This is a genomic window from Anatilimnocola floriformis, from assembly GCF_024256385.1.
GTDB lineage: Bacteria > Planctomycetota > Planctomycetia > Pirellulales > Pirellulaceae > Anatilimnocola > Anatilimnocola floriformis.
Map to the genome: position 1 here is coordinate 648533 of NZ_JAMLFW010000002.1, position 25401 is coordinate 673933.

General features: G+C 57.0%; 28 protein-coding genes and 1 tRNA gene. 8 read left to right on the top strand and 21 right to left on the bottom strand.

Annotated elements, in window-relative coordinates; genetic code table 11:
• The first annotated feature begins 54 nt into the window (after positions 1 to 54).
• Together M9Q49_RS27265 and M9Q49_RS27270 are read left to right on the top strand one after the other, a co-directional pair.
• Entirely contained in the window at positions 55 to 528 is a 474-nt protein-coding gene (locus tag M9Q49_RS27265; RefSeq protein ID WP_254512473.1) for a VOC family protein, read from the top strand.
• Positions 529 to 644: 116 nt separating this feature from the next.
• Positions 645 to 1046: a VOC family protein gene (locus M9Q49_RS27270; RefSeq protein WP_254512474.1), complete on the top strand. Its 402-nt coding sequence runs from the start codon at positions 645 to 647 to the stop codon at positions 1044 to 1046.
• A gap of 17 nt (positions 1047 to 1063) precedes the next feature.
• Here the strand turns inward: M9Q49_RS27270 and M9Q49_RS27275 are convergent, their stop codons facing one another.
• Positions 1064 to 2353, bottom strand: coding sequence for a hypothetical protein (locus M9Q49_RS27275; RefSeq protein WP_254512475.1), 1290 nt, complete (start codon positions 2351 to 2353; stop codon positions 1064 to 1066).
• A 388-nt stretch (positions 2354 to 2741) separates the two neighbouring features.
• Between M9Q49_RS27275 and M9Q49_RS27280 the strand changes: the two genes are divergently transcribed.
• The 4 genes from M9Q49_RS27280 to M9Q49_RS27295 all read left to right on the top strand — a co-directional run bounded on the left by M9Q49_RS27280 (position 2742) and on the right by M9Q49_RS27295 (position 4661).
• Complete coding sequence (locus M9Q49_RS27280; protein WP_254512476.1) at positions 2742 to 3011, top strand: hypothetical protein; 270 nt, start codon at positions 2742 to 2744, stop codon at positions 3009 to 3011.
• Between the two features lie 21 nt (positions 3012 to 3032).
• The gene (locus M9Q49_RS27285; RefSeq protein WP_254512477.1) at positions 3033 to 3710 is read left to right on the top strand and encodes a hypothetical protein; all 678 of its coding nucleotides are present in this window, start codon (positions 3033 to 3035) and stop codon (positions 3708 to 3710) included.
• 449 nt (positions 3711 to 4159) lie between these two features.
• Positions 4160 to 4441 (top strand): hypothetical protein, encoded by a 282-nt coding sequence (locus M9Q49_RS27290; protein WP_254512478.1) that lies wholly within the window; start codon positions 4160 to 4162, stop codon positions 4439 to 4441.
• Between the two features lie 145 nt (positions 4442 to 4586).
• Positions 4587 to 4661, top strand: a tRNA-Pro gene (locus M9Q49_RS27295).
• On the opposite strand, the gene M9Q49_RS27300 is transcribed toward M9Q49_RS27295, so the two are convergent.
• On the bottom strand, positions 4643 to 6121 hold the full coding sequence (locus M9Q49_RS27300; protein ID WP_254512479.1) for a recombinase family protein: 1479 nt from the start codon (positions 6119 to 6121) through the stop codon (positions 4643 to 4645). The genes M9Q49_RS27295 and M9Q49_RS27300 overlap by 19 nt on opposite strands.
• Positions 6122 to 6465: 344 nt before the next feature.
• Between M9Q49_RS27300 and M9Q49_RS27305 the strand changes: the two genes are divergently transcribed.
• On the top strand, positions 6466 to 7236 hold the full coding sequence (locus M9Q49_RS27305) for an RNA polymerase sigma factor (protein WP_254512480.1): 771 nt from the start codon (positions 6466 to 6468) through the stop codon (positions 7234 to 7236).
• On the opposite strand, the gene M9Q49_RS27310 is transcribed toward M9Q49_RS27305, so the two are convergent.
• From M9Q49_RS27310 to M9Q49_RS27350, 10 genes are all read right to left on the bottom strand, one after another.
• A complete protein-coding gene (locus tag M9Q49_RS27310) occupies positions 7233 to 7670 on the bottom strand; it encodes a hypothetical protein (RefSeq protein WP_254512481.1) in 438 nt (145 codons plus the stop codon). The genes M9Q49_RS27305 and M9Q49_RS27310 overlap by 4 nt on opposite strands.
• A gap of 71 nt (positions 7671 to 7741) precedes the next feature.
• The gene (locus tag M9Q49_RS35575; RefSeq protein WP_261365324.1) at positions 7742 to 7864 is read right to left on the bottom strand and encodes a hypothetical protein; all 123 of its coding nucleotides are present in this window, start codon (positions 7862 to 7864) and stop codon (positions 7742 to 7744) included.
• Positions 7865 to 7980: 116 nt separating this feature from the next.
• On the bottom strand, positions 7981 to 8370 hold the full coding sequence (locus tag M9Q49_RS27315) for a hypothetical protein (protein WP_254512482.1): 390 nt from the start codon (positions 8368 to 8370) through the stop codon (positions 7981 to 7983).
• 127 nt (positions 8371 to 8497) lie between these two features.
• On the bottom strand, positions 8498 to 8656 hold the full coding sequence (locus tag M9Q49_RS27320; protein WP_254512483.1) for a hypothetical protein: 159 nt from the start codon (positions 8654 to 8656) through the stop codon (positions 8498 to 8500).
• Positions 8646 to 9302, bottom strand: a complete 657-nt coding sequence (locus tag M9Q49_RS27325; RefSeq protein WP_254512484.1) for a hypothetical protein — start codon at positions 9300 to 9302, stop codon at positions 8646 to 8648. Before M9Q49_RS27325 ends, M9Q49_RS27320 begins: the two co-directional genes overlap by 11 nt.
• A gap of 36 nt (positions 9303 to 9338) precedes the next feature.
• The gene (locus M9Q49_RS27330) at positions 9339 to 9587 is read right to left on the bottom strand and encodes a hypothetical protein (protein ID WP_254512485.1); all 249 of its coding nucleotides are present in this window, start codon (positions 9585 to 9587) and stop codon (positions 9339 to 9341) included.
• A 2-nt stretch (positions 9588 to 9589) separates the two neighbouring features.
• A complete protein-coding gene (infA, locus tag M9Q49_RS27335) occupies positions 9590 to 9808 on the bottom strand; it encodes a translation initiation factor IF-1 (protein ID WP_254512486.1) in 219 nt (72 codons plus the stop codon).
• Between the two features lie 498 nt (positions 9809 to 10306).
• Entirely contained in the window at positions 10307 to 11905 is a 1599-nt protein-coding gene (locus M9Q49_RS27340; protein ID WP_254512487.1) for a primase-helicase family protein, read from the bottom strand.
• 125 nt (positions 11906 to 12030) lie between these two features.
• Positions 12031 to 12741 carry a hypothetical protein gene (locus tag M9Q49_RS27345; RefSeq protein WP_254512488.1) on the bottom strand — a complete coding sequence of 237 codons (711 nt, stop codon included), beginning with the start codon at positions 12739 to 12741 and terminating at the stop codon, positions 12031 to 12033.
• 630 nt (positions 12742 to 13371) lie between these two features.
• On the bottom strand, positions 13372 to 13878 hold the full coding sequence (locus tag M9Q49_RS27350; RefSeq protein WP_254512489.1) for a hypothetical protein: 507 nt from the start codon (positions 13876 to 13878) through the stop codon (positions 13372 to 13374).
• Positions 13879 to 14003: 125 nt separating this feature from the next.
• On the opposite strand from M9Q49_RS27350, the gene M9Q49_RS27355 reads away from it, so the two are divergent.
• Positions 14004 to 14579: a recombinase family protein gene (locus tag M9Q49_RS27355; protein ID WP_254512490.1), complete on the top strand. Its 576-nt coding sequence runs from the start codon at positions 14004 to 14006 to the stop codon at positions 14577 to 14579.
• A gap of 80 nt (positions 14580 to 14659) precedes the next feature.
• Here M9Q49_RS27355 and M9Q49_RS27360 read toward each other — a convergent pair whose 3' ends face one another.
• From M9Q49_RS27360 to M9Q49_RS27400, 9 genes are all read right to left on the bottom strand, one after another.
• Positions 14660 to 15211, bottom strand: a complete 552-nt coding sequence (locus M9Q49_RS27360; protein WP_254512491.1) for an HNH endonuclease — start codon at positions 15209 to 15211, stop codon at positions 14660 to 14662.
• Positions 15212 to 15459: 248 nt separating this feature from the next.
• Positions 15460 to 15618: a hypothetical protein gene (locus M9Q49_RS27365; protein WP_254512492.1), complete on the bottom strand. Its 159-nt coding sequence runs from the start codon at positions 15616 to 15618 to the stop codon at positions 15460 to 15462.
• Between the two features lie 34 nt (positions 15619 to 15652).
• Positions 15653 to 16504: a hypothetical protein gene (locus M9Q49_RS27370; protein ID WP_254512493.1), complete on the bottom strand. Its 852-nt coding sequence runs from the start codon at positions 16502 to 16504 to the stop codon at positions 15653 to 15655.
• A 5-nt stretch (positions 16505 to 16509) separates the two neighbouring features.
• A complete protein-coding gene (locus M9Q49_RS27375) occupies positions 16510 to 16965 on the bottom strand; it encodes a hypothetical protein (RefSeq protein ID WP_254512494.1) in 456 nt (151 codons plus the stop codon).
• Positions 16966 to 17095: 130 nt separating this feature from the next.
• Positions 17096 to 17761, bottom strand: coding sequence for a homing endonuclease associated repeat-containing protein (locus M9Q49_RS27380; RefSeq protein WP_254512495.1), 666 nt, complete (start codon positions 17759 to 17761; stop codon positions 17096 to 17098).
• 844 nt (positions 17762 to 18605) lie between these two features.
• Complete coding sequence (locus tag M9Q49_RS27385) at positions 18606 to 19487, bottom strand: hypothetical protein (RefSeq protein ID WP_254512496.1); 882 nt, start codon at positions 19485 to 19487, stop codon at positions 18606 to 18608.
• A gap of 455 nt (positions 19488 to 19942) precedes the next feature.
• A complete protein-coding gene (locus M9Q49_RS27390) occupies positions 19943 to 20566 on the bottom strand; it encodes a hypothetical protein (protein WP_254512497.1) in 624 nt (207 codons plus the stop codon).
• Positions 20567 to 20711: 145 nt separating this feature from the next.
• Entirely contained in the window at positions 20712 to 23897 is a 3186-nt protein-coding gene (locus M9Q49_RS27395) for an efflux RND transporter permease subunit (RefSeq protein ID WP_254512498.1), read from the bottom strand.
• Positions 23894 to 25363, bottom strand: coding sequence for an efflux RND transporter periplasmic adaptor subunit (locus M9Q49_RS27400; protein WP_254512499.1), 1470 nt, complete (start codon positions 25361 to 25363; stop codon positions 23894 to 23896). Before M9Q49_RS27400 ends, M9Q49_RS27395 begins: the two co-directional genes overlap by 4 nt.
• Between the last annotated feature and the right edge of the window lie 38 nt (positions 25364 to 25401).

The following is a 25401-nucleotide window of genomic DNA, read 5'->3' on the forward strand; positions in this document are numbered from 1 at the left end:
AATCGACTATCACAGGAGTTTCGAATTCCTGTTTGCTGTTCCGGAGCCACCGCCATGTCCAAGCCCGCCACCAAGCGCGTTCCCGAGGGTTCGCACACCGTCACGCCGCACATCGTCGTCAATGGCGCTGCCGAAGCCATCGAGTTCTATAAGAAAGCCTTTGGCGCGGTCGAGCAGATGCGTTTGCCGGCGCCCGACGGCAAGCTGATGCATGCCTGCGTCAAGATCGGCGATTCGAACGTGATGATGGTCGACGAAAATCTGCAGTGGGGCTGCAAAGGCCCGAAGGTGCTCGGCGGCACGCCGGTCACACTACACCTGATGGTCGAAGACGCCGACAAAATGTTCAACCAGGCCGTCGCTGCCGGTTGCACCGTAATGATGCCGATCGCCGACATGTTCTGGGGCGATCGCTACGGCATCGTGACCGATCCCTACGGCCATTCCTGGTCAATCGCCCATCATCAGTTCGACTACACGCCCGCAGAGATGGCCGAGAACATGAAGAAGATGTGCCCACCGGCGTAGTCAGGGCCTCAGCAGTGCCAACGCGACCACTGGCCTCGTGCCAGTGGGGCCATCACTGAATGGCTACCTTGTCGCAGTTTCGTTTTGATCGCTCACGAGAAACCAGGACCATCTCCATGACCAAGCCGATCTTCATCAACTTGCCTGTCGCCAACATCGCCAAGTCGATCGCCTTCTACGAAGCCATCGGCTGCACCCGCGACGCGCGCTTTGGCGAAGGCTCCGGCGCGATGGTGTGGAACGACAGCGTCACCTTCATGCTCGGCAGCCGCGAATTTTTCGCCAGCCTCACCCCGAAGGCGATTGCCGACACCAAGACTACCGCCCAAGTGCTCTTCGCCCTCGCGCTCGACAGCCGCGAAGCCGTCGATGCCATCGCCGCCGCCGCGCTAGCCGCCGGCGGCAGCGAAGCCCACGGCGCCGAAGACGAAGGCTTCATGTACAGCCGCGGCTTCTACGATCCCGACGGCCACGGCTTCGGCCCGTTCTACATGGACATGTCCGCGATGCCCGCGTAGCACGAAGATCAGTGGTCCTAGTACCTAACTAGCAACTCTCCCTCGCGTTGTTCCACGCGCAGGTGGTTTGCCCACAGCATCGAGCCCAACAGATCGCGGCGCGATCGCCTGATGCGCGGCAGGCCGCTGGGTATGATCAGCGACAGGTCATCACGGTCCGCTTCACCGATGTGGAAGGGATTTACTTTGCTGACGTTGATGCGGACCGGCGTCTTTTGAAACAGTCCGGGAATCGTGCGCTGATACATCTGATCGCCGATCGTCGGCTCGATCTCTTCCAGCCAGGCCCGTTCTTCAGCGGAACCGGCGGGGAATTGGATCGCCAGCACGCCGCTCGGATCCAGTGGAGTTTGCACTTTGCTGATCGGCACGACCACCAACACGCCGTAGCGCGCGAGCAGTGTGTAATCTTCGGCGGCCAGACGCTGTAGCAGCACGAAGAGGAACGGTTGATTCTTTTCTGCCGTCGTAGCGCCCGCTTGCAGCAGTCGCGATGATCGACCAATCAGCGTTCGATAGCTACAATACATCTGTTCGGAGTCGTGCATCTCGAGCACGAGTGGCGAGTGGCCATTGCCAATGTCGCGCACATAGGTAGTTTCGTGAAACTCCAATATGCCATCGGCGAGACTTAGCCCCAACAACTGGCGCACGATTCTTTCTTTCGTCGTCTTCGGCGGCGGTAACTCCAGCGGCGGCGGGTTCCAATCGCTGCTCTTCGCCAGCCAAGCCGAGCGCGCAGCGGGAGGCAGATCGGCGAGCAAGCGCTCGGCTTCTTCGAGTGCGGGGCGGCCGTTCCAGCGCGAGACCTGCGACTGCTCTCGATCGATCACCAGCGATTGCAGATAGTTGCCCGCGCGATTCTGCCATTCCAAAAAGATGCGATCGTCGTGCAGCGGATCACCAACGCGCTCCCACTCGATGACGACGTTTCCACCGCCGGCATACGATTGTCGCTGCGCTTGAGCAGCCGCAGCAGCCAGATCGCTCACCGATTCAAGCAACGTGCCAGAGTCGCTGTAACGCCGAAAACCAACGTATTGGTCGTCGACATAATCCCCCTCATAAATCACAAGGCCTTGAGCGTTGTACCAACTCTCCACGCCATGCTTGACCGGCTTCCCTTGCCAGTCTTTGCGATAGCTGACTGTTCGGCCGTGGTAGCCACTGGCCCGGCTGAAGCCGGAGCGCTCGCGTTCCTGCCACGGCTGACGATAGATCCTCAGCCCCACGCCCACCACTAAGAACAGCAACAACAGGGCTCGCAAGCTGAACTGCGGTCGAAGCCAGCCGATTGCAGTTGCCATGTTGTTGCCCCATGCGTTTGGCGGGAGAACTAACTCCTCATACGTGTTCGCGGCGGCGATTTATTCCCGGATGATTGTGGCCGGATACTATTTGTCGCCGGATACTATGTATCCGGTGGGTTGAGGTAATTCACCACGTGCGCAGGAATGAGCTCCGCGAAATTCCGCGTTTGGCGAGCGGCGGTGAACGCAGAGTCGAATGCCCCGCCGTTCGGAGCGACGAGCGCTGAGGTTACCCTCGCCGAACTTGCTGAAATATCGCTAGCGCTCATTCCAGCAGCCCTCCTTCCACCGCCACCACCGAATATGGAATATTCGGCGACGATGTTACTAGTCGACGGTTTATGATGAGTGCAACTGCGCACGCTCCCAGCTCCCCAGGTGAGCCATGAAAAAGAAGTCGGCTAAATCAGCGGCGAGTGTGCCCGCTAGCGAAACAGCAACGCTGATTCGCTGGCATGAACCGGCGCTGCTATTTACGGTCGCATTGGCCGACGGCAAGGAGCTGATGTGTCGCTTGGAACCTGGCTACCATCCCTTCGCGGGCTTCGATTTTGATTACAGCCAACAAATTCGCGCTGAGGGCCCGTTCGTTGGAGAGCAGGTGCTAATCCGCAAATCGGCATCGGGCTATTCTGGGGTGATCTTGCGCCCGTAGAGCACTATTGGAGACGCAAACATGGGACGTTTCTTGCACACGGCATTTCTGATCGTTGCGGCTGGATTGCTCGGCTGGATCAACTCGGGTCGTGCTGAAGAGAAGCCGGTTGGCGGCAAACCAGGGGAGCCCAGCTTTGCCACGCCGCAGCAGGCCTATGAGGCTTTTGCCAAAGCGCATCTCGACCACGATTGGGTCGCGGCCTGGCGGTGCTTCACGCCGAAGCTGCAAGATTCTGTGGCGTTCGAATGCGTCTTCCAATTGGGTTTGCAGAGCGCCGAGACGCGGAAGAGCTTAGGGCTGGATGATCCCAAGAACCAGGAGAAGTACTTCCGGACAGAATCGGAAGTGTCGCCCACGCCCGAGCCGAAGACCGACGAGGAGAGGCGGCAAGCGGTCGCCGCGGCTGTTAGAGACAAACCAGGGCTCTATGGCCTGCTGCAACGCGTCGACAGCGAATCGGAAAGTCCCACCGACTGGAAAACGCCACTGCGGCAGGTGGCAGTAAAAAAGGAGCGGGCGCAGGGCGTTGTCACTCGCTACATTTTCAGCATCGAGGGGAAACCCGGTGAGCCCGCAGTGAAGAAGCTAAGCCCCTACGACTCACCGGTCTACTTTCAATTGACGAAAACGGGTTGGCTGATAGACCTTCCAACGTCGGAAGAATCCCAGGCGTACGCTGATTCGCTTCGAAAGTGACCCCGAGGCGCGTCAGCTAGGGACTGGTCTTTGGCAACTTCGTGGATTCGGTGCGAAGGCGAAGAGCCAGTGCGCTCGCACCAGCGGAAATCACCCAGGACTTGAGTCAAAGTCTGCAGATTTTGTAAATCTTGCCGGCCGAATTGGTAAGATTTTCCGCGCCGCGACGACCGCTCGGCTGCTAGCAGCGGGTGACGGAAAGGTCAGGAAGTTTTGCTCTCGACAGCCAGGGCCGGTATCTACAACAATTCTCTCCGGCGGACTGGATTTTCCTGAAAAGAGTTCGATCGTCCGGCACGCCAATCGCTTTGTTACCCGTTCGGTTTGGCAGACTATTCATGGATGAATGGTCTTCAAGGATGTCCATGGCTGGCGACGCTGGCCATGTCGCGGTGAGTCCCGCAACTGCGTCCTCGCAGTGAAACTCACGGCGTGCAGGGAGTGCACAGATGATCGATTCGATGAACCCGCTGTTGTTTTGGGGCACGTTGGCTTTGCAGTTGATCGGTCTGGCGAGCGTGGTCATCGCCCGCCTGCCGTGCCGCTGCCCGCTGAAGTCGACCGCTTGCCGCGTTCTGTTTGTCGCCTGCCTGCTGAGCCTGGCCGTGGCGACCATGGTGGCGATTCACGCTCAAAATGGCGCCTGGGCTTGGTGCGGCACCACGTTTTCGCTGATGGCCGTCGGCGTGAGTGTCGACCTCCGCAGTTCGATGGCGGTAACGGGTTTTTAGCAGCGAATGCTGACCCGGCGGCAGTGTCCCGCAGACTCGCGTTGACGATTCCGCCAATTCCGCTATGATGAGCGAACCTTCTGCGGCCAATTTGCGTCCCTTCCCTGGGCGCAAAACCTTGCCCCCGCCGCAGAAACCTAAGTATCGGGATGTAGCTCAGCCTGGCTAGAGCGCCACGTTCGGGACGTGGAGGCCGCAGGTTCAAATCCTGTCATCCCGACTTTTTTCAGAAACAAGCCCTTCGGCCAATTGGTCGAAGGGCTTTCTTATTGTCGGGCAAAGACTTGCGCCATCCAGTTGGCAGTTCAATAGAACGATTTCGAGGATTCGGCGCTTTGTAGCGTAATCGGCAGTAAGCCAATGCCGCCGAAGGGTTTGCGAGAGTTCAAAAACTTTTACCGCCAAGTCCGCTGTTTCGTCGTGGGAACGATTCAGCACGTCGCGTTGCAGAGTGATCGCGGCTTGACGGTCTCGCAGTTCGGTTTGCTTGCGGGCGAAGGTTTGCTGGTCGATCTCGTCCGCCATACGCAGGTTTACCAGCCTGTCTTGCTGGTTGACGATCAAGGTCTCTTGGCGTTGTAGCTCCCCACGCTGGGCGAGCGAATCAGCTTGCGAGTCTCGCGTCTGTGCTGTAAGGACGGCGCGGACCCAATCCCGGATTGCTTCGTCTTCAATCCTCATCTTGTCGAAGATGGCGAGCACTTGCCGGTCTAGGTCTGCCTCTGTCACTCGCGTGCGAGGATGGCCTGGGGCGTTGTAGTAGGTGCATCGGTAGTAGACGTACACCCGCTGCCCCTTGGTCTTCCTCTCGCCCGTGATCGGGTGGCCACATTGGCCGCACTGGATCAGGTCGCTGGCATACGTCAGGGCGTGCGACTGGTAGACATGGCCGCCCAGGAGTGCCTGGACACGATTCCACGTTGCACGATCGACAAGCGGTTCGTGCTTGCCTGGATACCACTGGCCCTTGAACTCGATCTCACCGATGTAGGCTCGGTCCTGCAAAATGTTGTGGACAGAGCTACGCGGGAACTTTGGAGTTGACGCGCGGAATTGTCGGGCTTCGGTGTTGAGTTTCGCTACGACCATATCCAACGTGCAATTGCCGTAGGCGAATAGGTCGAAGATTCTGCGGACGTTGTCGGCGGCGGTCGGGTCGATCTCGACAATGCCGCGACCATCCTTGCGAAGATTCCTGTAGCCATAGGGAGCTTTGCCAACGAACCAGCCCTCTTGAACACGTCGGGCCAATCCTTCGCGAACGTCCACGGACTGCTGCTCGGTAAAGAAGCTGGCCATGTTTGCCAACGTCCGGCGCATCATGCGGCCAGCCGGTGTGCATTCGGTCGGTTGGGAAACGGAGATGAACGGAAGGTCGTATTCAGATTCCAGCCGTTCAAGCTCGACATAGTCAAAGAGGTTGCGTGCGGCGCGATCGACTTTGTAGAACAGCAGACCATCGAGTTCCGCACAGTGCTTCTTGGCATACGCAATCAGTTCTCGGAAGGCAGTGCGCTCGTCGCCCTTGCTCGCAGTTTCCGCGATCTTGAACAACTTGACGATCTTGCCGCCGGCCTGGGTTGCGTACCGGCGCAGCGCGTCCTCTTGAACTTCAAGCGAGAAGCCCTCTCGCTCTTGTTCACGACTGCTAACCCGCGCGAGCGCGACAAACTGTTTCATTGGAATCTCTAAGGACGCTGAATAACTGACCGACACTCTGAATCATTGTAATAGCGACCGTTGGCGTTATCACATCTTCGTAGTACGGCTGCCAAGTGCGAATTGTCATCTCGACAAGCTCGGGCGTGATCCACGGAGGCGTTCCGGGCGGCAAAAAACTGGGGTTCTTCATGTTCTCTCTACACTGCGTCGTTTGCCACGGTGCCCGGAACAACCCCTACAGAACGGACAGACGCTTCTTGTCGCAGCGATATTGCCGAGCCTTACCGCATTCCCGCTTTTCTTGGCTGTTTTCTGACACATATTTCAAGCTGTGACCTACTCTAAGACCCTTGGAATTATGAATGACCGACACCGACGAAGAATTGATGGCCTCGCTGCAAGCTGGCGACGAACACTCCCTCACGATTCTGTACGGCCGATGGTATACACCACTGTTGAACTACTTGCGGTCGCAAGTCCAGCAAGACCGTGACGTTGCTGAGGACGTGTTGCAGCAGGTGTTTTTGCGAGTGCATAAACACTCTGCCGAGTTCACACCGGGTAAGTTGTTCCGCCCCTGGTTGTATGCGATCGCTGACCGCCTCGGCAAAAATGCCAAGCGAGATGCCTTCCGGCGAGTCAAGAATTTCCGTCCGAGCACCGACGTTGGCCCCGACGTTGAACGCTTGGAATCTAACGACTGGCTTGGGCATTGTGGCGGCAAGCTGAACGCCGACCGTCAACCGGACCAGGACTCGCAGAAGCAAGCTCGCCTCGCCGCGCTGCCGCAGGCCGTGCTGGAACTACCCTACGAACAGCGGCGGCCCGTGCAATTTGTGCTCGTCACGGGTGCCTCGCTTCGCACAGCTGAACGAATCCTCGTTATCGGCCGGCGGACACTCAGCAAACGCATGAGAGAAGCAAGTGAGACGATTGCTCAGAAGCTCGGGGACTCTGCGTTTGCACCGACAGCAACGTATAACGACCTGCAACTCAGCATGGTAAGCGACATGCTCGACCAACTGTCTGCATCTGACCAGGAAGCTGTCGGGCGGGCCGTCCTGGGCAACAGTCGAGACGAGCGGGACATGTCAGCCTTCCGGTCGCTGCTGTTCGATTTGATGGCGATCTAGTCGCCCGCGATCGTGCTGGCCGCATCCGAGGGATTGACGGCTTCTTCAATGGCAGTGCCGATACGCTCGGCCGCTGCCTCAAACCGTAGCTCCCAGCCGGGAAGGCCTTTGAACTCCGCAGCGACGATCGTTAGGAACGTCTCGAAGATGCCCATAACGACCGAGCGTGCCAGCAGTTCGTTGGCTCGAATCGCCGCGCCTTCGTGAGTGCGTGACAGCTTATTAAGACACGTCAGCAGCGTGCTCGCTGTTTGCAGGTTGCCTTGGTTGGTCGCCTCTTCGATCAGAAAGCGAGTGAGCGCCATTTCTTGTCCAAGACAACTCGGGTTCGGATTTTGGGCAAACTGCCGCACCCTCTCGGCCGCTCGTTTTTCTGCCAGCTGATAGCTCGCTGTACTCGCGAGCGCGGGCAAGTCGTTTCTGTCGTTCTGCATCGGTTGAATCCGGGTCCAAGTAGTAAAGGCAGAAGTCGGTGATGGCGTCTGCCAATCGGGCTTCCGCTTCCTCACGTTGCGTTGTCATTGGTGGTGTCTCCGTTGTCGTCGTCGTCGTCGTCGTCGTCGTCGTCGTCGTCGTCCTCGGCCAGCAGCGTCTCGACGTGATCGGCACACGCTTGCAATGCAATCATGCGTGCCTCGGCACCTCGATACCTGAAGACCCGACCGTCGATCGTTGATGTCCAGCTGACGCCGGCCTGCTGTGTAATCAGGCCGGCATGGTAATGTGCCCAGCTTCTTGTGGTGCTCATCGGAACACCTCCCACCAGCGTTTCGGCTTCGGTGGGGGTAAGGCCGCCAACAGTTCGTCAGCTGCCTTCAGTTCGGCATCGGCTGCTTGTCGTTCCGCACGCAATCGGCTGGCCTCACGCGAAGCGTGCCAGTCCATCCAATACTTGCGGAACCCTTCGCGGACCGACATCTCCTGAAAGAGGCATTCGGGTGGACTGTGAACGGGCGACATAACGCCAAGCGGCTGCTTGACTCCCTGCCACGTTCCTACGCCGTCGTCGATTGCTGCCGGATTGATTCCGGCTTCTCCGCAACCATCGTCAACGACTGGATAGACCAAAAAATACAGGTACCGAATCGGCCGGCCGACGGGGTCGAGGGTGACACCGACAACTTCGGCGTCCATAATTCCATACTGTGATGGAAACCGATGAACGCCAGGGGCCAACCCCAGTTCTTGCCGATGCAATCGCGAGCGTACAAAACGATAATTGGGCGTGAGTGTGCGAAAAAAGTGGACGAACTTTTCTGACTCAAGAGGGTTTTTCTTCATCGTTGGCTACCGTCATCGCTGCAAGTTGGTTGTGTAGTTCGTTAATTCGGCGCTGCAGCTGCTTCGCTGTGGCGTGGCTCGCGCCAGGCATCGCCGCTTCGAGCCGAGCGATCTCGGCTAAGAGATGATTACTCTCCATCGGTTGCCCCCTGTGCTTGGTGCAAACGTAGGGCGGCTTCACCTGCGGCAACGTCGGCGAGTGCTGAGTGGTACTCGGCACGCGCGGCATCTTCGCGGGCCTTGTTCGCCGTCGCTTGCGTTGCGTTGACGCCGATGGTTTCGAGCTTCTCGATCTCGGCCCAGAAGTCGCGGGCAAGCTCGTCCGGCTCGCAGTCGGTACGCTCTGCCAAGGCGATGGCGACTGCAATTTGTTCAGCCGTGCAGCCTGGGATTGGAGAACGGACAAGGGTGGTGGCGTACTCCTTCACCAACTGGGCCGGCCGCGACTGCTGCAAGCGTTCGACACGCTTCTCTTCAGCCTGCTTATCGAGGATGGCCTGCTTCTTGGCCTTCAGTTCGTTGATGAACTCTCGTGCGTTCAACTTCGCTTCCGGGTGAACGAGGTATCTCGCGTCCTCGGTGCGAAGCTCGATCAGCTTGTCGAACGCTCGGATGCTGCGTTCGTCTTCGGTGGGATCACGACGGTTCCGAGCACGCAGTTCGGCCGCCACGCGATCTTTGGCGTACTGGGCTTCGGCGCGGGCGTCACGGACTTCTTGTAGTGACTTTGGTCTGCCGTCCGCATGGAAGTATTCCGGGGCGGTCTGGGGTGTCATTTCTGGCATTGCTGTTGTCTTTCGAGGTGGTTGGGGTCGGGGATTTTAGAACGTGAAGCCACGGCGATACTTGTCGTCAAGCGTGCCGAGTATCTGTGCGATGCGTTCGAGGACGAGCTTGCCAAGGCCGGCGATTTCCAAGCGCCGGAGCACTTCGGTAACGGGGTTGGCATGGACGTCAGAGCCTTCGTAATCGAATCCTCCGAGCTTCAGGACCGAGTACAACCAGCCGTTTTCGCCGTACTGATCGCGGTGTAAACCGGCTTCGTTGATGACTCTCTGGAATGCGTTCATTGTTAGAACCTTCTAGTGATGCGACCTCGCGTGAGGTCATAGGGAGAAACTTCAAGCTCGACATCATCGCCAACGACGACGGTGATGTAGTTCTTGACTAGCCTGCCGCAGAGGCGGGCAAGGACTTGATGATCGGTGGTGCCGTCAATGGCGACGGCGAAACGGCAGTTAGCGAGTGCTGCGAGCACTCTGCCCGTGCAGGGGATAGCTTTCTCGTTCAAAAGAAATACCCCCGCCCCGTGGTCTCGTATAACTTGGCCAGAGTTGCCTTCATTGCGAGGTCATCTTCCTTGAACTTCAAGAAGGAATAGACGAGCGCGTAGAACTCTGGCCGGACGCCTGCCTCGCGAGACAGTCGTAGCGCGAGGGCCTTGTGGTTTGGCCAATTGATCTGGTGACGTGGTATGTCCATGTTTGGAGTCCGTGTGTGTGTGTGTAAGAAAGGGCCGAGTTGGGGCGAAAGATTAACTCCCCAACTCGGCCGACAGCACCTTGCGGTGCCGGAGCAGCCAAATGCCGCTCTGTCTCACCGGCATCGCCTAATCTGCCGGTGGTGTCTTGATGCAGCTGCCGGTCGCCAACTTCGACCGGCAGCTGCCCGCATACCTCGCCGTGTATTTCCAGCCGGCGAGGCTGCTGTCCTCGTCGTGAGCAGGCGTCTCAGGACGGGTGTCTTGGCGTCAGATGGGCGCGGTCCCCGCGAAGGCTGCCGGCTTCGGCTAGGTGCTGGTTTTGTTTGTCGTTGAAAGGGTGATGATACGACCGCGCTTCGTCTTGTCGCCGATCACGAACGTCACGCCACGGGATGCAAGGTAGGCAGTGTGCTCGCCCAGTAGTCGAGCAACCAAGCGACCATCGCGAGGGGCGTCCGGGTACTTCTGAACTTCCTTCAACGCTGTGGCTAGTTCGGCCGCATTCCCATGCCATGAGCCTTGCTCCCAACTGCCGGCCTGAAGCGGTGCTTCAGCTGGCCACCACTGCAAGTTCGCGAACTCGGCCACTTCGGCCGCAAACTCGCAGACGTTGCTGTCAGCGAGGCGTAGTCGAGATGGTGTGTCGATGATCTCCAACGCCAAACGCCCAATCGGTGGCGGCAACTTCACGTTCAATAGCGTGAACGTGAAGTGTGGGGCCTCGGCCTTCAGCAGTTCCAGCAGTACCGGCTTGGGAATTTCTTCTCCGGGCGGCAGGTCGAGAACGTGAAGCGTCTGTATTCGGGTGTCACCATGTTCCACAACACAGCCGTCATTGTCGTTGCTAGTTTGAATCCAGTGGGTCAAGTTGTCGGCCATGAAACTCTCGGTTCGCATTTTGCGGATCGACAGTTTCGGGCTTGTGACCGCCTGCTTGATCTTCGCGAGAGACCCTGAAGCCTTGGTCAGATTCTTTTCTTCGACGACGCAGACGATCGCGCCGTCTAGTTCACCATTGAAGTCAGATTTGTTGGTCAGCGCCCTGTCTGCCTGGACGATACCTTTGGTCATCAGCAGATACAGCATCTCATGCAGGATCGACTTGCCAGAGTTCTGTGGACCGAACAAGAACAAGTAGGGCGTGGGCATTTCAGGCTGCCTGAAGATGCTCGCGAGGAGGATGCGAAGCCAGTCAGCGCCGGTGACGATGCTATGTTCGCGTGCCCACTCATTGTCAGGCAGGACGATGTCCATCTCTCGCCCGCAATGACTGAGAATGCAATCGAACGTTGGGTGTGGTCCGGCAATCGGCGAGCACTTTAGCTGTGGTGCGTCTGGGTTCCAGATACGCTTGCCAGGGACAGGGTATTCAGGCTTGAACGGGCGAGTCACTATTTCCCAAGAGAAACGGATCATTCGACCGATAGCGCAGTCGGCTTCACTGCGTGTTAATCCCTCATCTTGAAGCATCATGCGGATCGACGAGGCGTAGAACTTAGTCCAATGCACATCATCGCCGCTGGCTACTAGGCCGCGAAACAGATCGTCGCTCAACAGCGTACTATCCGTGCGGCGGACGCAGCTGCGGTAGCGGTCGTCATAGTTGTGGTCGGTTTCGTCTTCGACAAGCCCGCCCAGGACTGCTTCATACGAGCGGGGCGCGGTGATCCATCGCAGCAGCGACGGTTCGTCTTTGTGGCGGGCCGGTCGGGCCACTAGCTTGCTATGCTTGTTGACATACAGCAGCACGGTACGATCAGCTGGCAGGTCGAAGGCCGGAAAGGTGAAGCCTAGATTCAAGCAGGCAGCCACGGCAGAAGGCACGTTGCCAAACAGATAGCCCCGTTCAGATTTAGGGCAGGGTGCCGCGCCATGATCGGCGCACACAGAATCGAAAGTCGTCATGTTGTTCTCGTCGTGTTGTTCGGCCGCAGGGGAGCGGCGTGTAGATAAGAGCGGGCAGTGAGGAACAACACCCACTACCCGCAAAGGCGCGGCACCTCTGGCCAGAGGCGACCGAACCACACAGGTCATAGCACTTCCTCGGCCCGTCTCTTGAAGAGCGAACAAAGGCTTTCAATTTGATATTTGCTGACACCAAGATCGCGGGCGATGTCTCGGATGCTTTCGCCTTCGAGCCGTCGTTCCATCACGTCACGCTCGAAGGGTGAGCGGGCAACGTGATCCATCATTTCCTCAAAGTCCGTTGCCATACTGTGTCCACGCATTGATGAAGGAACCGATGGGTTGGCCTCGTTGTCGAGCCAAGTGCTGCCGTCGTCGCCGATAAGAGCGGCATCGCGCCACTCACGCTTCGGTTCATGGATTGGCTTGGCTTCCTTGCCTGCTTTCTTGGCCCGTGATTTACGCGAAGACTTGGTACTAGCCGGCGCGAGAAGGTTGGGTGAGACCTCACGCCGATAGTCGATGTAGGATCGACCGATCTCCGCTCGGAGATACTTCAGCACTTCGGCGGCATCGACGTGATCGTGTGCTCGCAGGCGATCCAGTGCGTCGCCAAGAGCGGCACAAGCTGAGCCGACGTGCTCGGCGTCGTGCGTGTGCTCATAGACGAGCCAACGCAGGCCGCTTAGCAATTCCGGCAGCACATTCAGGTCGCCGGCGCTGTAGAACGTCAGCAGCGTGAGTAGCCGATCATCCGCGAGACGATCGGTGGCTGATCGCTGAATGTCGAGAGTGAGGTTGGGTGCCCAGGGATCGGGTCGCGGATCGTTTCGCATGGCGGGTGTACCGTCATGCTGGGGTCGAGAACGCTCCCGATCTATCCCTGTGCATCTGCCCCAATTGTCTGGTGACTGACGGTAAAAGTCCTTCTATAGCTCCTACACCTGCCAAATTTAGTTGGGCACGTCTGACCCTTTACTATTCTGCAAAATGACCGAAACAAACAAAAAATTTTTGTCCGTTACGCCACCTTCTGGCATGTTGAAGGGTGGAACATATCTATCCCTTGGCATCCTGCGATTTGTCCGAAAGATTTAGGCAGATTGCAGAGCGATCGCGGCGGAGCAGCAAAAGGTGACGATGCGCGGCGAGAGTTAGCCAGGAGTTATGTGTTTGCAGGCGCATCGTCACCGCCATAAGTTCTTTTCAGAAAAGGCTTTAGGTGTTGTTGGTGACGATGTGACGCTATTTTTAAGAGATTAACCCCTATAGGCTATTATGTATTACATGCCCCTATATAAATCGTATATATAGCTGTACCACCCTGAAAATATCGTCACCATCGTCATCAAACGCCCTAAGGTGTTTGCTGAAAAGGGCTTATGGGGTGACGATGTCCTGGCGCATCGTCACCGATCCGATAACTCCCACCTGAAGTCCTAACTTCGCCCGGTCTGCCACGGTTACTAACTATTTGGCCGGTCTGCTAGACACGTCCGCAAAGGCTCGATCCACCGGCCGCCGTCGTGATCGTGACGACCGGTTCTGACGGCGATCGCGATTGCCCGGTTATGTACGCCACGGGCCGCAGCAGCCGCATAGATGCTTCCGTAGTGATCTAGGCTGCCGTCCGGCGCGAGCCGCGCCACGGGCCGCACAGCAACGATACGGTGGTCTGGATAATTGCATATCCACTCGGGCCAGCAGCCTGCCCAGTCGGCAATCTGTCGCAGACGGGACGCGGCGATGGCGATCGCCGCCGGCCGGGGCATCGGGTGGGATGGCAGCCACCGGTCACTGACCTGGGGCGTCAGGCCGCGCGCTTCGAGCGTGCGGAAGTACGCGCCCAGTTTCGAGCCGTCGATCGCTCGCAATTCCCACCTCGGCCACCACAACTTGGTGCCGAAGCCGACGAAGGCCGGCAGGCCGCTGTCGGGCCACGTCAATTCAAAGACTCTCGTTGTTGGTTTCATCTGTGTCTCATTTAGGGTGGTTTGCTAAGTTTTGACGTAAATCCTTACAATTAGATGCCAAAATCGTCGCCAAAGTGTCTTTGCTAGGGTATACTCTAAGTGAGACACCACCAAGGAGACACAATATGACGACGACGGGCATTTACATCCGCGTTTCGACCGCAGGACAGAACGAAGCTGGGCAGCGTGCCGAGATCGAACGATGGTTAGCGAACCACGGCATAAAGGACGTACGCTGGTTCGTGGACAAGAAGAGCGGTGAGAGCCTGAAGCGGCCAGCCTTCGAGAAACTACAGGCCGCAATCTTCGCCGGTGAGATCAAGACCGTCGTTGTGTGGAAGCTCGATCGCCTCAGCCGCAGTCTGCAAGACGGCATCAACACGCTGATCGACTGGTGCAAGGCCGGTGTCCGTGTTGTATCCGTGACGCAACAACTCGACTTCGCCGGTGTGACCGGCCAGCTGGTGGCCTCGGTGCTGTTCGCCATCGCCCAGATGGAAACCGAGACCCGCCGTGAGCGGCAGGCGGCCGGCATCCGTGTTGCCAAGCAGGCCGGCAAGTACACCGGCCGCAAGCCGGGCAGCACCAAGGCAGACCCATCGCGAGCGCTTGCCCTGCGAGCTAAGGGCAACACAATTGACGAGATCAGCAAAGCCTTGGACGTAGGCCGGGCGACCGTATACCGATTGCTGAAGCTGTAGGCCACCTGCCGGGTGACGCTTTGACCCCGTATGCGATCGCGCTTCGACCTCACCCGTGTTCGCGCTATCGGCCGCGCGCGCTAGGGACGTTTCACAATTGGCGGCCCACCACATTCGTAGAACAGCTTCAGCGGGAAGTTGGGCTTGTACCAGTGGCCATGAAATTCCAGCATCTTTACGTCGTATGCGAGGGCTGCCTCTTCTTCAGTGGCGAAGCAGCCTAGCGATCGCCCTTGCCCTTTGAGCTTGTATCTCGCCTGCCAGCGGCCTGTGTCCTTGTGCTGATATACACCTTGGTATTCCGATGCTCGGCTGTGCTGCCGTCTGTTCGCACAGTTTTGTCGGGGCGTTGCCGGACGTAGATTGCATTGTCGATTGTCTGACGGGTCGCCATTCCAGTGATCGACTTCTAGGCCAGTGATGTCATGCCCTGCGAGGATCAAGACCTCCCGGTGCATGTACTGAGTACGACGACCACCCGCCCTCCGGACAGCGTAGCCACAATCTGAGTACCACGAACCCATTGCGACCAGAGCATCGTGCATCCACCTATCGACGACGGCAATCTCGCCTTTTGTCAGCGGGATAAACCGGATCAAGTCGAGGCTCATCAAGTCGTCAATCTCTTTCATACATTTAGTACACCTGCCGTGGCTGGCTGGGCACACGAAGGACGCAACTCGTGTCAGTTGACGACATGCAGTTGGACATCGACCATCGAGCGGTTATTGCACCGTTTAGTTGAGCCACTGTTTCATTGTTGGTAGCTGGTTCAGAAGGAGAGACCGGGGAGGGGGTCAAATGTCGATTGCGGGCCAACTTCGCGGGGCCGCACAGACCGCAGCCCTACGCGCGGCCTGGGTTCAAAAGTAAATCTCAATCACTTCGTTTGAACTTGGGTCGCTCGTATTACCTCGATCTTACCGCGAGGCTTCCAGCGGCCGAACGTGAACGCCACAGCCAGCAAGAGCGTCAGCGCCAGCAGCGAAGATAGTGAGACCCGCCGCTTCGGTTCGTAGATCGCAAGCCAGAACAGCACGGCGGTTGCAGTCCAGAGTGCGAAGCCGAGCCAGCTATGGAATTTGGCCCGGCCGGGTGTCAAGGTTGGTCTTCAGTTCGTAAATCCAGCAGCAGTAATCCGGGAACACCATGAGTGCAGCGTAGGTTTCTTCATGGGACGGTATTGCCGGCGGGTCTTGCGGATGCCCAGCATCGTTCCGCTGGTTGCGGATGAAATCGGCAACTTTGTCAACCGTCCGAAGCCTCTCTTTGCGCTGCCAATCGCCGACTAGCTGCCCGTTGTGGGAATTGCACCAATCGGAAATTGCATTCACCCGTTTGAACATCGTCCCGTCAAGCGCGTCTTTCTTGAATTGCGTTTGTTTCGCTGGAGTCCCTATTGCAGCATGAATTGAATCCGCCAAGTCGCCCAGAATCCGCTCGGACGCACAACCCAGCATCACAGCAGAAGCCAAGTAACATCCCATACGAAACGTCGCCAGGGCTTCTACAACATACGCAACGGCAGTCGGGTGTATCCCAACGGCGACCCTTTGCAAATGAGCCAAGTAGTTGTCCGGGTCATAGGGCACTGGCCTTTGTGCAATCGCAATAGACTTGCCGTGGTCAGTGAGCGATAGAAATGGCCAGCCGGTATTGCCCGCAGTCTCAGGCCCCGGAATTAGCACACGCGAGATAATCAAATCCCAGACGACGTGCTGTAGTTTTTGCGCGTTGTCATCACGCCAATAGTTCTGGTCACGTTCCCACGTTGCTTCTAGGCCAATCCGGATCGCATAACGATGCTTGACTTGCTGAACAAGGTCCGCAAATTGGCGAGTTTGCTGCCTTCCCCGTTGTTCTGCCCACTGCTTCAGGCATTCCAGCACGAGTGACCGTAGTTCTTCAGTGGCTAGTGTCTTCATGGTTGTCACTTTTGCCGGCGGTAGATCGAAAGGCAAGTCGCAATGAACGTAGTGTCGCCTTCAAAATGCGGGAGCAAAAACCCTGCGAATCCATCGCCATAGGCCAACGGAGCATTCGGCACGTTCTCAAAGAATCGGTCTAAGGTACGACATATCTCTGTAGGAACGATTCGCTGTTCAAGCGTGCTCAGAAGCATCTTGCCGTTTATGCCAGCGGTCGTTGTGCAGTCATTGCAGACCAGCCCGAAATCTTTACCAGTGGATGCCAACGGTTTGCTGAAGAACGGGATTTTGATGGCAAGTCCTGTTGGTTGTTCCACAGCAACATGGAGTGTGACTGTGCCACAGCTTGTACAAGGGTATAGGACTGGCGTGATTTGAGAAAGAACCGTAGCCGGAAAACCCACATCGTATTGAAGGTCGCCTCGCAGTATTCCATTCTGGTCTCGTTCAAGAGTCATTGAGCATCCGTTGTAAGGGCTGAGTTGGAATCAGGCGGAATGCGTTCAAGGGTCGGATTTTATCGCGTGAATTTCCAGGTTGCCAGCAGTTTTGCTAATTGTTCAGGCACGGTTCCCAGAATGTCACCTACTATGTCGCGCTCTTTCCTCGATTGCAGTCAAAGCAAAGTGACTGCAAGTTTTCAGCGATCGTTTCGCCACCTTTTGACCATGCAATGACGTGGTCTATTTCGAGGATCAACCCTGCATGGGTCGCAGGTGAGCGACCGCAAGCCGTGCAACGAAAGCAATCTCGCTTCAGCACTAAGAATCTGAGCGAGAGCGACGGATCACGATTCGTGCGCCTGCCGGTTTGTTTTGGCGGCTGACGAGCTTCAGGGGTAGTCAGTAGTTCCTGTTCCTCAGTCACCGTAGCCACGAACTCTTCGAGCGCCTTGCGCCACCCGCCAAAGCGAGCGTTGTAAGTTGAGCCGGTGTACTGGGACGGTGGCCCGTTCATATCGCGGTAAACCGGTTGCTTTCCTTTCGCTATCCAGACAAGCCGCAGATTGTCAAACAGCACATCGACCGGCACGTTTTTCTCTTCAGCCAGGGCGAGACCCGCCTTGCGCAGAGCATTGTTCCAAGAGCCAAAGCGGTCGTTAATTGTTGACGGTCCGTACTTCCCGACTTCCCGGTAGTTGCGAAAGGTCAGAGATTTACCGGCCGCCTTCAGCGTCTCGGCCGCCGTTACTAAATCCGATAGCAAGTCTTCGTCCGACACGCTTCGATTGAATGGTTCAAGTTCAAATCGCATAGTTCATGGTTCGGCGAGCGGCGAATGATCCGCAATCGAGACGCTGGGGTGGCAACTAGCCGCCAAGCCTAGCGAGTATCGCCGCACGGTCAACGTAACTGTTGTAGCCGGACGTACCCCCGTCGCTATCGAGATAATATCCGCTCTCGTTGAACAGTTCATTCCAGAACGGGATGATCGAAGCTAGCTCCCATCGAGAATTACATCGTTGGCAGGCATAGAAATAGTTTTTGGACTTGAACGTCTCTAGCTTAACTTGGCAGCGAGTGCAGATGAGTGGAGGCAATTCGTCAAGCCGGATGCTCTTTGGCACTCCGCATCGTGAACAGTTCTGAGTGACGAAGCCACCCGCACGGCTGCAAACGATGATCGTCGGCTTCTGGCAGCATGATGATTTGTATTGGCCGTTGAGTGTGAGTTTCTTAGGGGCCTCTCGCTCCCGCTTCAGACGCTCTAAATGTTCGATGATTTGCCTTGTCGTTTCTTGAACGCTAATTTCGGACACGGGCGCACCTTCAGTCTTGTGGGTCAACGAATGTCCGCTGATTCTACCTGTTCTATTTTCGGTTGCCAGAAAATTCAGGCCGCCAGCCCGACAAGTTGCCGCCGCAGGCTGCTATCCCACCCCGCCACCGACGCGACGAATAGTTCAATAGCCGTCCTGTCATCCCGACTTGATTGATTAAGAAGCCCTTCCGCGAAAGCGTCGAAGGGCTTTCTTATTGTGGGGACTAGAGCTACTAGTTGCTTCCTGCCACAGACTTCGGCGTCGATCTCATCGGCCATTCGCATCTGCGTCAGCCGTCTCGTCACGGTGAAAGATCTTGAGAACGCCGAGGAACTACTATGGCTTTGACCCTGTGTTGGAGCCAGGGCACGGCACAACTTTACTTACTACGGGCTTTTCCTTCGATGCCGATGCCCGATCGGTTGTGTTTATCACAACGGCAAAGACGTTGAGCCCACCGACGGGAACGCATGGCGGGCCATCCTTGGAAATCGTGGCATCAAACGAGAGCAAATGGTCAGAAGTGTTGAACACAACCAGATAACCGAATGGCTTGCCGTAATCGTGAGCGTACCGCTGTGCTTGCCAAAGGCCCTGGGAGACGTGGCCTAAGTCTCGGTTTTCCCCATCGTAAACCTTAACTTCGATGGGCAGCGGTTCCTCGCCTTGCCACACAACAATATCCGCTCTGCCGGCGGGGCTTTTGGGTGTTGAGAACGGGAAGTCGATACCCTCCCGAAAGAGCCACGCTCGCAGATGGCTGTCGAGTACCTCCTCCAGCTTTCGAGAATCAGCCGATTCGACTAATTGCGATATTGTGCCTGTCTCAAACCACTGGCACTCTCGTCGATAACGAGTGAGCGAGTAAAGCAACAAATCGCCGTCGTCAATTCGCTCGTCGATGTACGAACAAAGGGGGCCAAGGACTTGCTCGAAAAACTCTTCCGACATGTCCTGAAAGCTGCTGGACCCTCTGCCGAATACGGTGAAGAAGTGCGGGAAATCTGCTTCAGGATTTGAGTACAGTTGTAAAATCTGCAGGTAGAGCGACGCACACTCATCGGCCTGCTGAGGCAAACGCAGGCAATGATTCTCAACGTCCACAAGGTCGTTGGAATCGGCATATTTTTGCCAGATGATCGCATCCAATTCCGCGACAATCGGCTGGACAACTGGGTCCTTGCGAACAAAGTCGAGGAAGTACCCCGCAAACTGCACTGAATTAGCGTGATTCGCTTTCAGGCAGGCGTTCCGTCGCTCCTAAAGCTTCACTCTCGCCGCCTTGAGATATGGAAATCGCATCGGCATCAACTGCTTCTCCGAATTATTAGTTCAACGATCTTAGCATCCGCTGCAGGTCGTTGGCTGCGGCGTTGATTCGCCGCTTAGCGGTAGCCATGCTTGCGTCTTTGTCCACCAGGCTGATCGTTGTGTGGCAACCGCGACAATAGATTCGTTCGCCAAGTGTAACTTGCTTCACTCGGCAGCAATTCTCTATACCGCATTGTGGGCAAGAGAACTTGAGCCATGACTTACCGAGAATGCTACCGAGCGACGACATGGAGGTCCTTGCTGGTTCACGAGCGCAAGGCGAGTGAGTAACTCGCTTTGCAAAAAAAATCGCGTGTCCGGTTTTGCAATCAATCGCAGCAAAACTGTCGGCTTGTATATTTTTATTTTTTCGCAGGAATTTTCTCAGGTGGCAACGGCCAGTTCTTTTCGTGTGACTCAACGAAAATTTCCATCGCTTGCGATCTCGTGATTTTGTACTCGCGGCAGATCGCGTCTTTCAACGCTTCAGCTGTGCTCGTGTGAATGCCGGCACTATCCTCAATGAGCACCCACTCCCGGAAGAATGTCTTCCGCCGGTCCTCTGAGAGTCCGAATCGAATATCGGGAACGCTGCTCCGCTTACCCGCAAAAATGTCTGCCATCTCTTGTTCATGCAATCGCTGTTTTTCGCGGGCAATCACTTGCTGCTTTCTCTGCTCCTCTCTTTCCAACCGGGCCCTTGCAGCAGCTTCAGGGTCACCCTTCGGAAAGACTCCAAGTTCTGAAAGCCCCATGCTGACCAGCCCAAGTACGAAAAACCCCAGCACCCACGGCCAGATTGGCCGCTTGCCAGTTTTCAGTTTGGTTGAGTTTCGTGTTGATGCACCACGGGCCGGCACCACTACTGCGAGCATTGGCAATTGAAATTGGCCGTTGCAGCCGGGGCACTGAACAAGTTGGCCAGCTAATGCCGGTTGGTTTAGGACAATCTGACCGCAATGCGGACAAGCAAGTGATTGATCCATCGCAGGCTCCAAGAAACAAGCCCTTCCGCGAAAGCGTCGAAGGGCTTTCTTATTGTGGGACCTTATGTGGGACAATGAGTTGCCCCATCCGCGTTCGAGTACGTCACGCTGTAAGTTGGTACGTCACGCTGCAAGTTGATCGTACCTAACCATGCGGGCCGTGATGGTGGGGGCTGGTCGGTTCACTCCCCCAGCTGGCCCAAAAGCGTTGCGACATTCCCCGCAGCACGACGTAGAACGACGGTGTTAAAAATAGTCCGAAGAAGGTCACGCCCAACATGCCGGCAAACACGGCTGTTCCTAGCGCTTGGCGCATCTCTGCACCCGCACCGGTTGCAGTTGCGAGTGGCAACACGCCGAGGATGAAGGCGAACGAGGTCATCATGATGGGGCGGAGTCGAAGTCGACAGGCTTCGACGGTGGCGTCAAACCGATTTCGCCCTTCCTCTTCGAGCTGTTTCGAAAATTCGACGATCAGCACCGCGTTCTTGGCTGCCAGCCCAATGAGCACGATGAAGCCGATCTGTGTAATCAGGTTGTTATCCATACCACGCCAGGCCACACCTCCAAGCGCGAACGGGAGGCAGATCGGAGCGATCAAAATGATCGCCAGCGGCAAGGTCCAGCTTTCATATTCGGCCGAGTGCACCAAGAAGACGAACAGCACGCACAACGGGAAAATCAGGATCGCCGTGTTGCCAGCGAGTCGTTGCTGATAAGCGATATCGGTCCACTCGATCGACATCCCGGGAGGGAGCGTTTCGCGGGCGAGTCGTTCAATGGCTGCGATTGCTTCGCCCGAACTTCGGCCTGCGGCGGCATCGCCTTGCACTTCTGCCGAGGGATACATGTTGTAACGCACCACGCGATCTGGCCCGCTCCGCCAGTCCACATTCAGCACGGAACCGAGCGGAACCATTTTGCCACTCGCATTGCGAGTCTTTAGGCGGGCGATATCTTCGACGACAGAACGATATTCTCCTTCCGACTGAACTCGCACTTGAAATGTGCGACCGAACAGATTGAGATCGTTGACATAGGCCGAGCCGAGATTGACTTGCAACGTCTCGAAGACGTTGGCAATGGGAACATTCAACATGTTCGCTTTGACACGGTCGACATCTGCGTACAACTGCGGGGTGGTTGCCCGATAGGTCGTGAATACATTCGATAGTGCAGGGTCTTCGGCTGCGGCAGCGATCAATTTCTCCGACGCATCCTGCAAGGCCTTGTACCCGTGCCCGCCACGATCTTGCACGAGAAATTTGAATCCGCCCGCGGTACCCAAACCTCGCACCGGCGGTGGCGGAATCACGAAGATCATCGCATCGCTGGCAGTTCCCAGTTCAGCTTGCAAATCGGTCTGGATCTTCTTGGCGGTGAGACCAGTCTCACCCCGCTCGTGAAACGACTTCGGAATCACGAAGATCGAGCCGTAATTGGGACTATTGCTGCGCGTGGTGCCGGAATAGCCGGCATAGCCGATGGCGTGTTCGACGCCTGGATGCTTGAGAATCGTATCCACGGTACGGCGCACGACCGCCGATGTCCGCTCTACGGATGCACCGTCAGGCAACTGGACCATCGTGATCAAGTAGCCCATGTCCTGCGAAGGAATGAACCCCGTTGGCACTTTTTGAAAACCATAACCGGTGACCAAGATTAGCCCGACATAAACGGCGAGCGGGATGAACGCGCGGCGAACCAACCAATTCACGGACTTGCCATAGGCGTTGCTACTAGCGTCGAAGCCCTTGTTGAAAAGCCGAAAAAACCAGCCGAAGAGGAAGTCCCAGAGGCGTGTGAACCAATCCTTCTTCGCTCCATGAGGCTGCAGTAGCAATGCACAGAGCGCCGGCGCCAGTGTGAGCGAGTTAAATGCTGACAGCAGCGTGGATACCGCAATGGTCAACGCGAACTGCCGATAGAACTGACCGCTGATGCCACCCAAGAAGGCCGTCGGTACGAACACGGCGGACAAGCCGACTGCAATCGCGATTACGGCTGCAGTCACTTCATCCATGGCTTTGTACGACGCCTCGCGCGGCGACAACCCCAGCGCCATGTGGCGTTCGACGTTCTCAACGACGACGATGGCATCGTCCACCACAATGCCAATCGCCAGCACGAGACCGAAAAGCGACAGCATGTTCAGCGAAAAGCCGAAAGCCGACATTGCCACGAACGTTCCCACGAGCGAAACAGGGATCGCCAACAAAGGAATCAAACTGGCTCGCCAGTTCTGCAAAAAAATCAGCACCACGACCACGACGAGGACAATGGCTTCGAAGAGCGTGTGAATTACGGAGTCGATTGACTCGCGCACGAAGATCGTCGGGTTGTAGATGATGCGGTACTCGATGCCCTTCGGAAAATCCTTCGAAAGGCGTTCGATTTCCGTCTCGATCGACTTTGCTGTGGCGAGCGCGTTTGAGCCCGGCCGCTGAGCGAGCGCAATGGATACTGCGGGCTTGTTATCGAGCATGCTTTCCGATGAATAGTCACGAGCACCGAGCTCGATACGGGCAACATCTTTCACCCGGATGACGCGGCCGTCGACGCCGGTGCGTACGATGATGTCTTCAAACTGAGACGGCTCGATCAATCGCCCCAGCGTATTGATCGTCAGCTGAAAATCATTTCCTGTGGGAACGGGAGGTTGTCCGATTGTTCCCGACGCCACTTGAACGTTCTGCTCTTGCAGGCTGTCGACAACGTCTCCGGGAGTCAGAGAAAGGTGCGACAAACGCTCGGGGTCGAGCCAAATGCGCATGCTGTATTCGCGCAACCCATTGATGCTGATGTCGCCCACGCCGTCGATCCGCGCGAGCGCATCGCGCAGCTGAATCAAGCCGTAGTTGCCAACATAGAGCTGATCGTATTCAGCATTGGGAGAAATGAGATGGATCACCAACAGTAAGTCCGGAGATGACTTGATGGTGGTAACGCCAAGCCGGCGCACTTCCTCCGGCAACCGCGGCTGCGCGATGGCCACGCGGTTCTGCACCAACACCTGGGCTTGATTCAGATCCGTTCCCAGTCGAAACGTAATCGTGAGCGCCATGGCGCCGTCGCTCGTGCATTGCGAAGACATGTACATCATGTCTTCGACGCCGTTGACCTCTTGTTCAATTGGAGTGGCGACCGCATCGGCAATCACCTGCGGCGAGGCGCCAGGGTAGCTCGCGCGAACGACGATCGTGGGAGGCACGATGTCCGGATATTGCGCGGCTGGCAAAGTGAGATAGGCGATGCCGCCTAGAATCACTAGCAAAATGGAAATGACCGCGGCGAAGATCGGACGATCGATGAAGAAATGGGCGATCTTCACTGCAATTCCTCTCCCGATGTTTTCGTGTTCTGCGTTTCAACTTTTCGCACTGCTGCACGAGGTTCGTCAGGCGTCGCCACATTTCCCGCCGTCGTGCGTTTAGGGTTCAGCCACTTTTCTTCAGGCACTGCCTCGAAGTCATCCGGCAGGCTTTCCTTGCCAGCGACAATGGTTTCGACCGACAACGTCACTTCGCCTCCCACCTTAGCGCGTTGCTGCCCGGTGAGCACAACCCGTTCGGCGCCGGTCAGGCCGGAGCGAATGACTCGCAAGCCGTGCGAAACCGGTCCCAGGACGACCCCCTTCCGCACCACGCGATTGTCGTCGTCGATGACGAGTACAAATTTCTCGGCTTGATCGGTCGCAATGGCGCGATCGGGAACCAGGATGGCTTCGTGCTTGGGGCTACCAGGAATTCGCACGCGAGCGAAGAGGCCGGGCGTCAGTCCACCATCCTTATTGGGAAAGATGGCCCGGCCACGCATCGTAGCCGTCTCGTTGTCGAGGCGATTCTCGATGAAGTCCATGTGGCCCCAGTGAGGAAAGCCATCGCGCTCGTTCGCGAGCGCGATGTACACCGGGTTGCGTGCTTCGCGACTGCTGGCCAAGACGCCTTCGCGGGCCAGGCGAACATACTTCAAATACGACTGTTCGTCGGTGTCGAAGTAGCAGTGAATGGGATCCACCGAAACAATCGTCGTGAGGAGCGTCGAATCGCTCGTCCCGCCGATCACCAGATTTCCTTCGGTGACCAGGCGATTGCTGATCCGCCCGCCAATCGGAGCCCGAATTTCGGTGTATTGCAGATTCAGCTGAGCTGTTTCCAAACTGGCCTGAGAAACGTTGACCGCGGCCTGCGCGGCGAGGACCGCCGACTTTGCGGATTCAATCTTGGCTAACGAGACTGCCACGCTGGCCTCGGCTTGCGCGAGCTCTGCCGTTCGAATTTCCGCTTCTTCCTTGGCGATGGCAGTTTGCTGCCGGAGATCTTCGGCGCGACGTTGTCGACTGACCGCTAGTTCGCGACTCGCTTGCGTGCGCTTCAATTCAGCTTCGGACTCACCGACTGCCGCGCGGGCTTGCTCAAGTTGAGCATTCGCCGCTGCGATGGCGGCTTCCGCGCGAGTGACTTCCGCGCGAAAGGGGCGCTGATCGATGACCACGAGCAAGTCGCCAACTTTGACGATTTGCCCTTCTTGATAGTGCGTCGTCGCTAAGTAGCCGCTGACCCGCGACCGTATGTTGACGGAATCTAAAGCAGCCAGACGACCGACATATTCGTCCCACTCCACGATCGGCATCTTGACCGGTGTGGCTACGGTAACGGCGGGCAAACGCTTCGCCGCCTTAGGGGCCGCCGTCACGTTCGTCGATCGGCGGATGAAGAGCGCCGCACCGATGATGATGCCGAGAATGACAATTGCCTTGAGAGGCGTCCAATAGTTGAAATTGCGAGTGGGCTGCATAAAGCGTTGCTCGTCAAGCGAGTAATCAGTTCAGTGTT

Coding starts and splice junctions, on each gene's coding strand:
- M9Q49_RS27265 (WP_254512473.1), top strand. CDS start 55: ATGTCCAAGCCCGCCACCAAGCGCGTTCCCGAGGGTTCGCACACCGTC.
- M9Q49_RS27270 (WP_254512474.1), top strand. CDS start 645: ATGACCAAGCCGATCTTCATCAACTTGCCTGTCGCCAACATCGCCAAG.
- M9Q49_RS27275 (WP_254512475.1), bottom strand. CDS start 2,353: ATGGCAACTGCAATCGGCTGGCTTCGACCGCAGTTCAGCTTGCGAGCC.
- M9Q49_RS27280 (WP_254512476.1), top strand. CDS start 2,742: ATGAAAAAGAAGTCGGCTAAATCAGCGGCGAGTGTGCCCGCTAGCGAA.
- M9Q49_RS27285 (WP_254512477.1), top strand. CDS start 3,033: ATGGGACGTTTCTTGCACACGGCATTTCTGATCGTTGCGGCTGGATTG.
- M9Q49_RS27290 (WP_254512478.1), top strand. CDS start 4,160: ATGATCGATTCGATGAACCCGCTGTTGTTTTGGGGCACGTTGGCTTTG.
- M9Q49_RS27300 (WP_254512479.1), bottom strand. CDS start 6,121: ATGAAACAGTTTGTCGCGCTCGCGCGGGTTAGCAGTCGTGAACAAGAG.
- M9Q49_RS27305 (WP_254512480.1), top strand. CDS start 6,466: ATGACCGACACCGACGAAGAATTGATGGCCTCGCTGCAAGCTGGCGAC.
- M9Q49_RS27310 (WP_254512481.1), bottom strand. CDS start 7,670: ATGCAGAACGACAGAAACGACTTGCCCGCGCTCGCGAGTACAGCGAGC.
- M9Q49_RS35575 (WP_261365324.1), bottom strand. CDS start 7,864: ATGATTGCATTGCAAGCGTGTGCCGATCACGTCGAGACGCTGCTGGCC.
- M9Q49_RS27315 (WP_254512482.1), bottom strand. CDS start 8,370: ATGGACGCCGAAGTTGTCGGTGTCACCCTCGACCCCGTCGGCCGGCCG.
- M9Q49_RS27320 (WP_254512483.1), bottom strand. CDS start 8,656: ATGGAGAGTAATCATCTCTTAGCCGAGATCGCTCGGCTCGAAGCGGCG.
- M9Q49_RS27325 (WP_254512484.1), bottom strand. CDS start 9,302: ATGCCAGAAATGACACCCCAGACCGCCCCGGAATACTTCCATGCGGAC.
- M9Q49_RS27330 (WP_254512485.1), bottom strand. CDS start 9,587: ATGAACGCATTCCAGAGAGTCATCAACGAAGCCGGTTTACACCGCGAT.
- M9Q49_RS27340 (WP_254512487.1), bottom strand. CDS start 11,905: ATGACGACTTTCGATTCTGTGTGCGCCGATCATGGCGCGGCACCCTGC.
- M9Q49_RS27345 (WP_254512488.1), bottom strand. CDS start 12,741: ATGCGAAACGATCCGCGACCCGATCCCTGGGCACCCAACCTCACTCTC.
- M9Q49_RS27350 (WP_254512489.1), bottom strand. CDS start 13,878: ATGAAACCAACAACGAGAGTCTTTGAATTGACGTGGCCCGACAGCGGC.
- M9Q49_RS27355 (WP_254512490.1), top strand. CDS start 14,004: ATGACGACGACGGGCATTTACATCCGCGTTTCGACCGCAGGACAGAAC.
- M9Q49_RS27360 (WP_254512491.1), bottom strand. CDS start 15,211: ATGAAAGAGATTGACGACTTGATGAGCCTCGACTTGATCCGGTTTATC.
- M9Q49_RS27370 (WP_254512493.1), bottom strand. CDS start 16,504: ATGAAGACACTAGCCACTGAAGAACTACGGTCACTCGTGCTGGAATGC.
- M9Q49_RS27375 (WP_254512494.1), bottom strand. CDS start 16,965: ATGACTCTTGAACGAGACCAGAATGGAATACTGCGAGGCGACCTTCAA.
- M9Q49_RS27380 (WP_254512495.1), bottom strand. CDS start 17,761: ATGCGATTTGAACTTGAACCATTCAATCGAAGCGTGTCGGACGAAGAC.
- M9Q49_RS27390 (WP_254512497.1), bottom strand. CDS start 20,566: ATGGATCAATCACTTGCTTGTCCGCATTGCGGTCAGATTGTCCTAAAC.
- M9Q49_RS27400 (WP_254512499.1), bottom strand. CDS start 25,363: ATGCAGCCCACTCGCAATTTCAACTATTGGACGCCTCTCAAGGCAATT.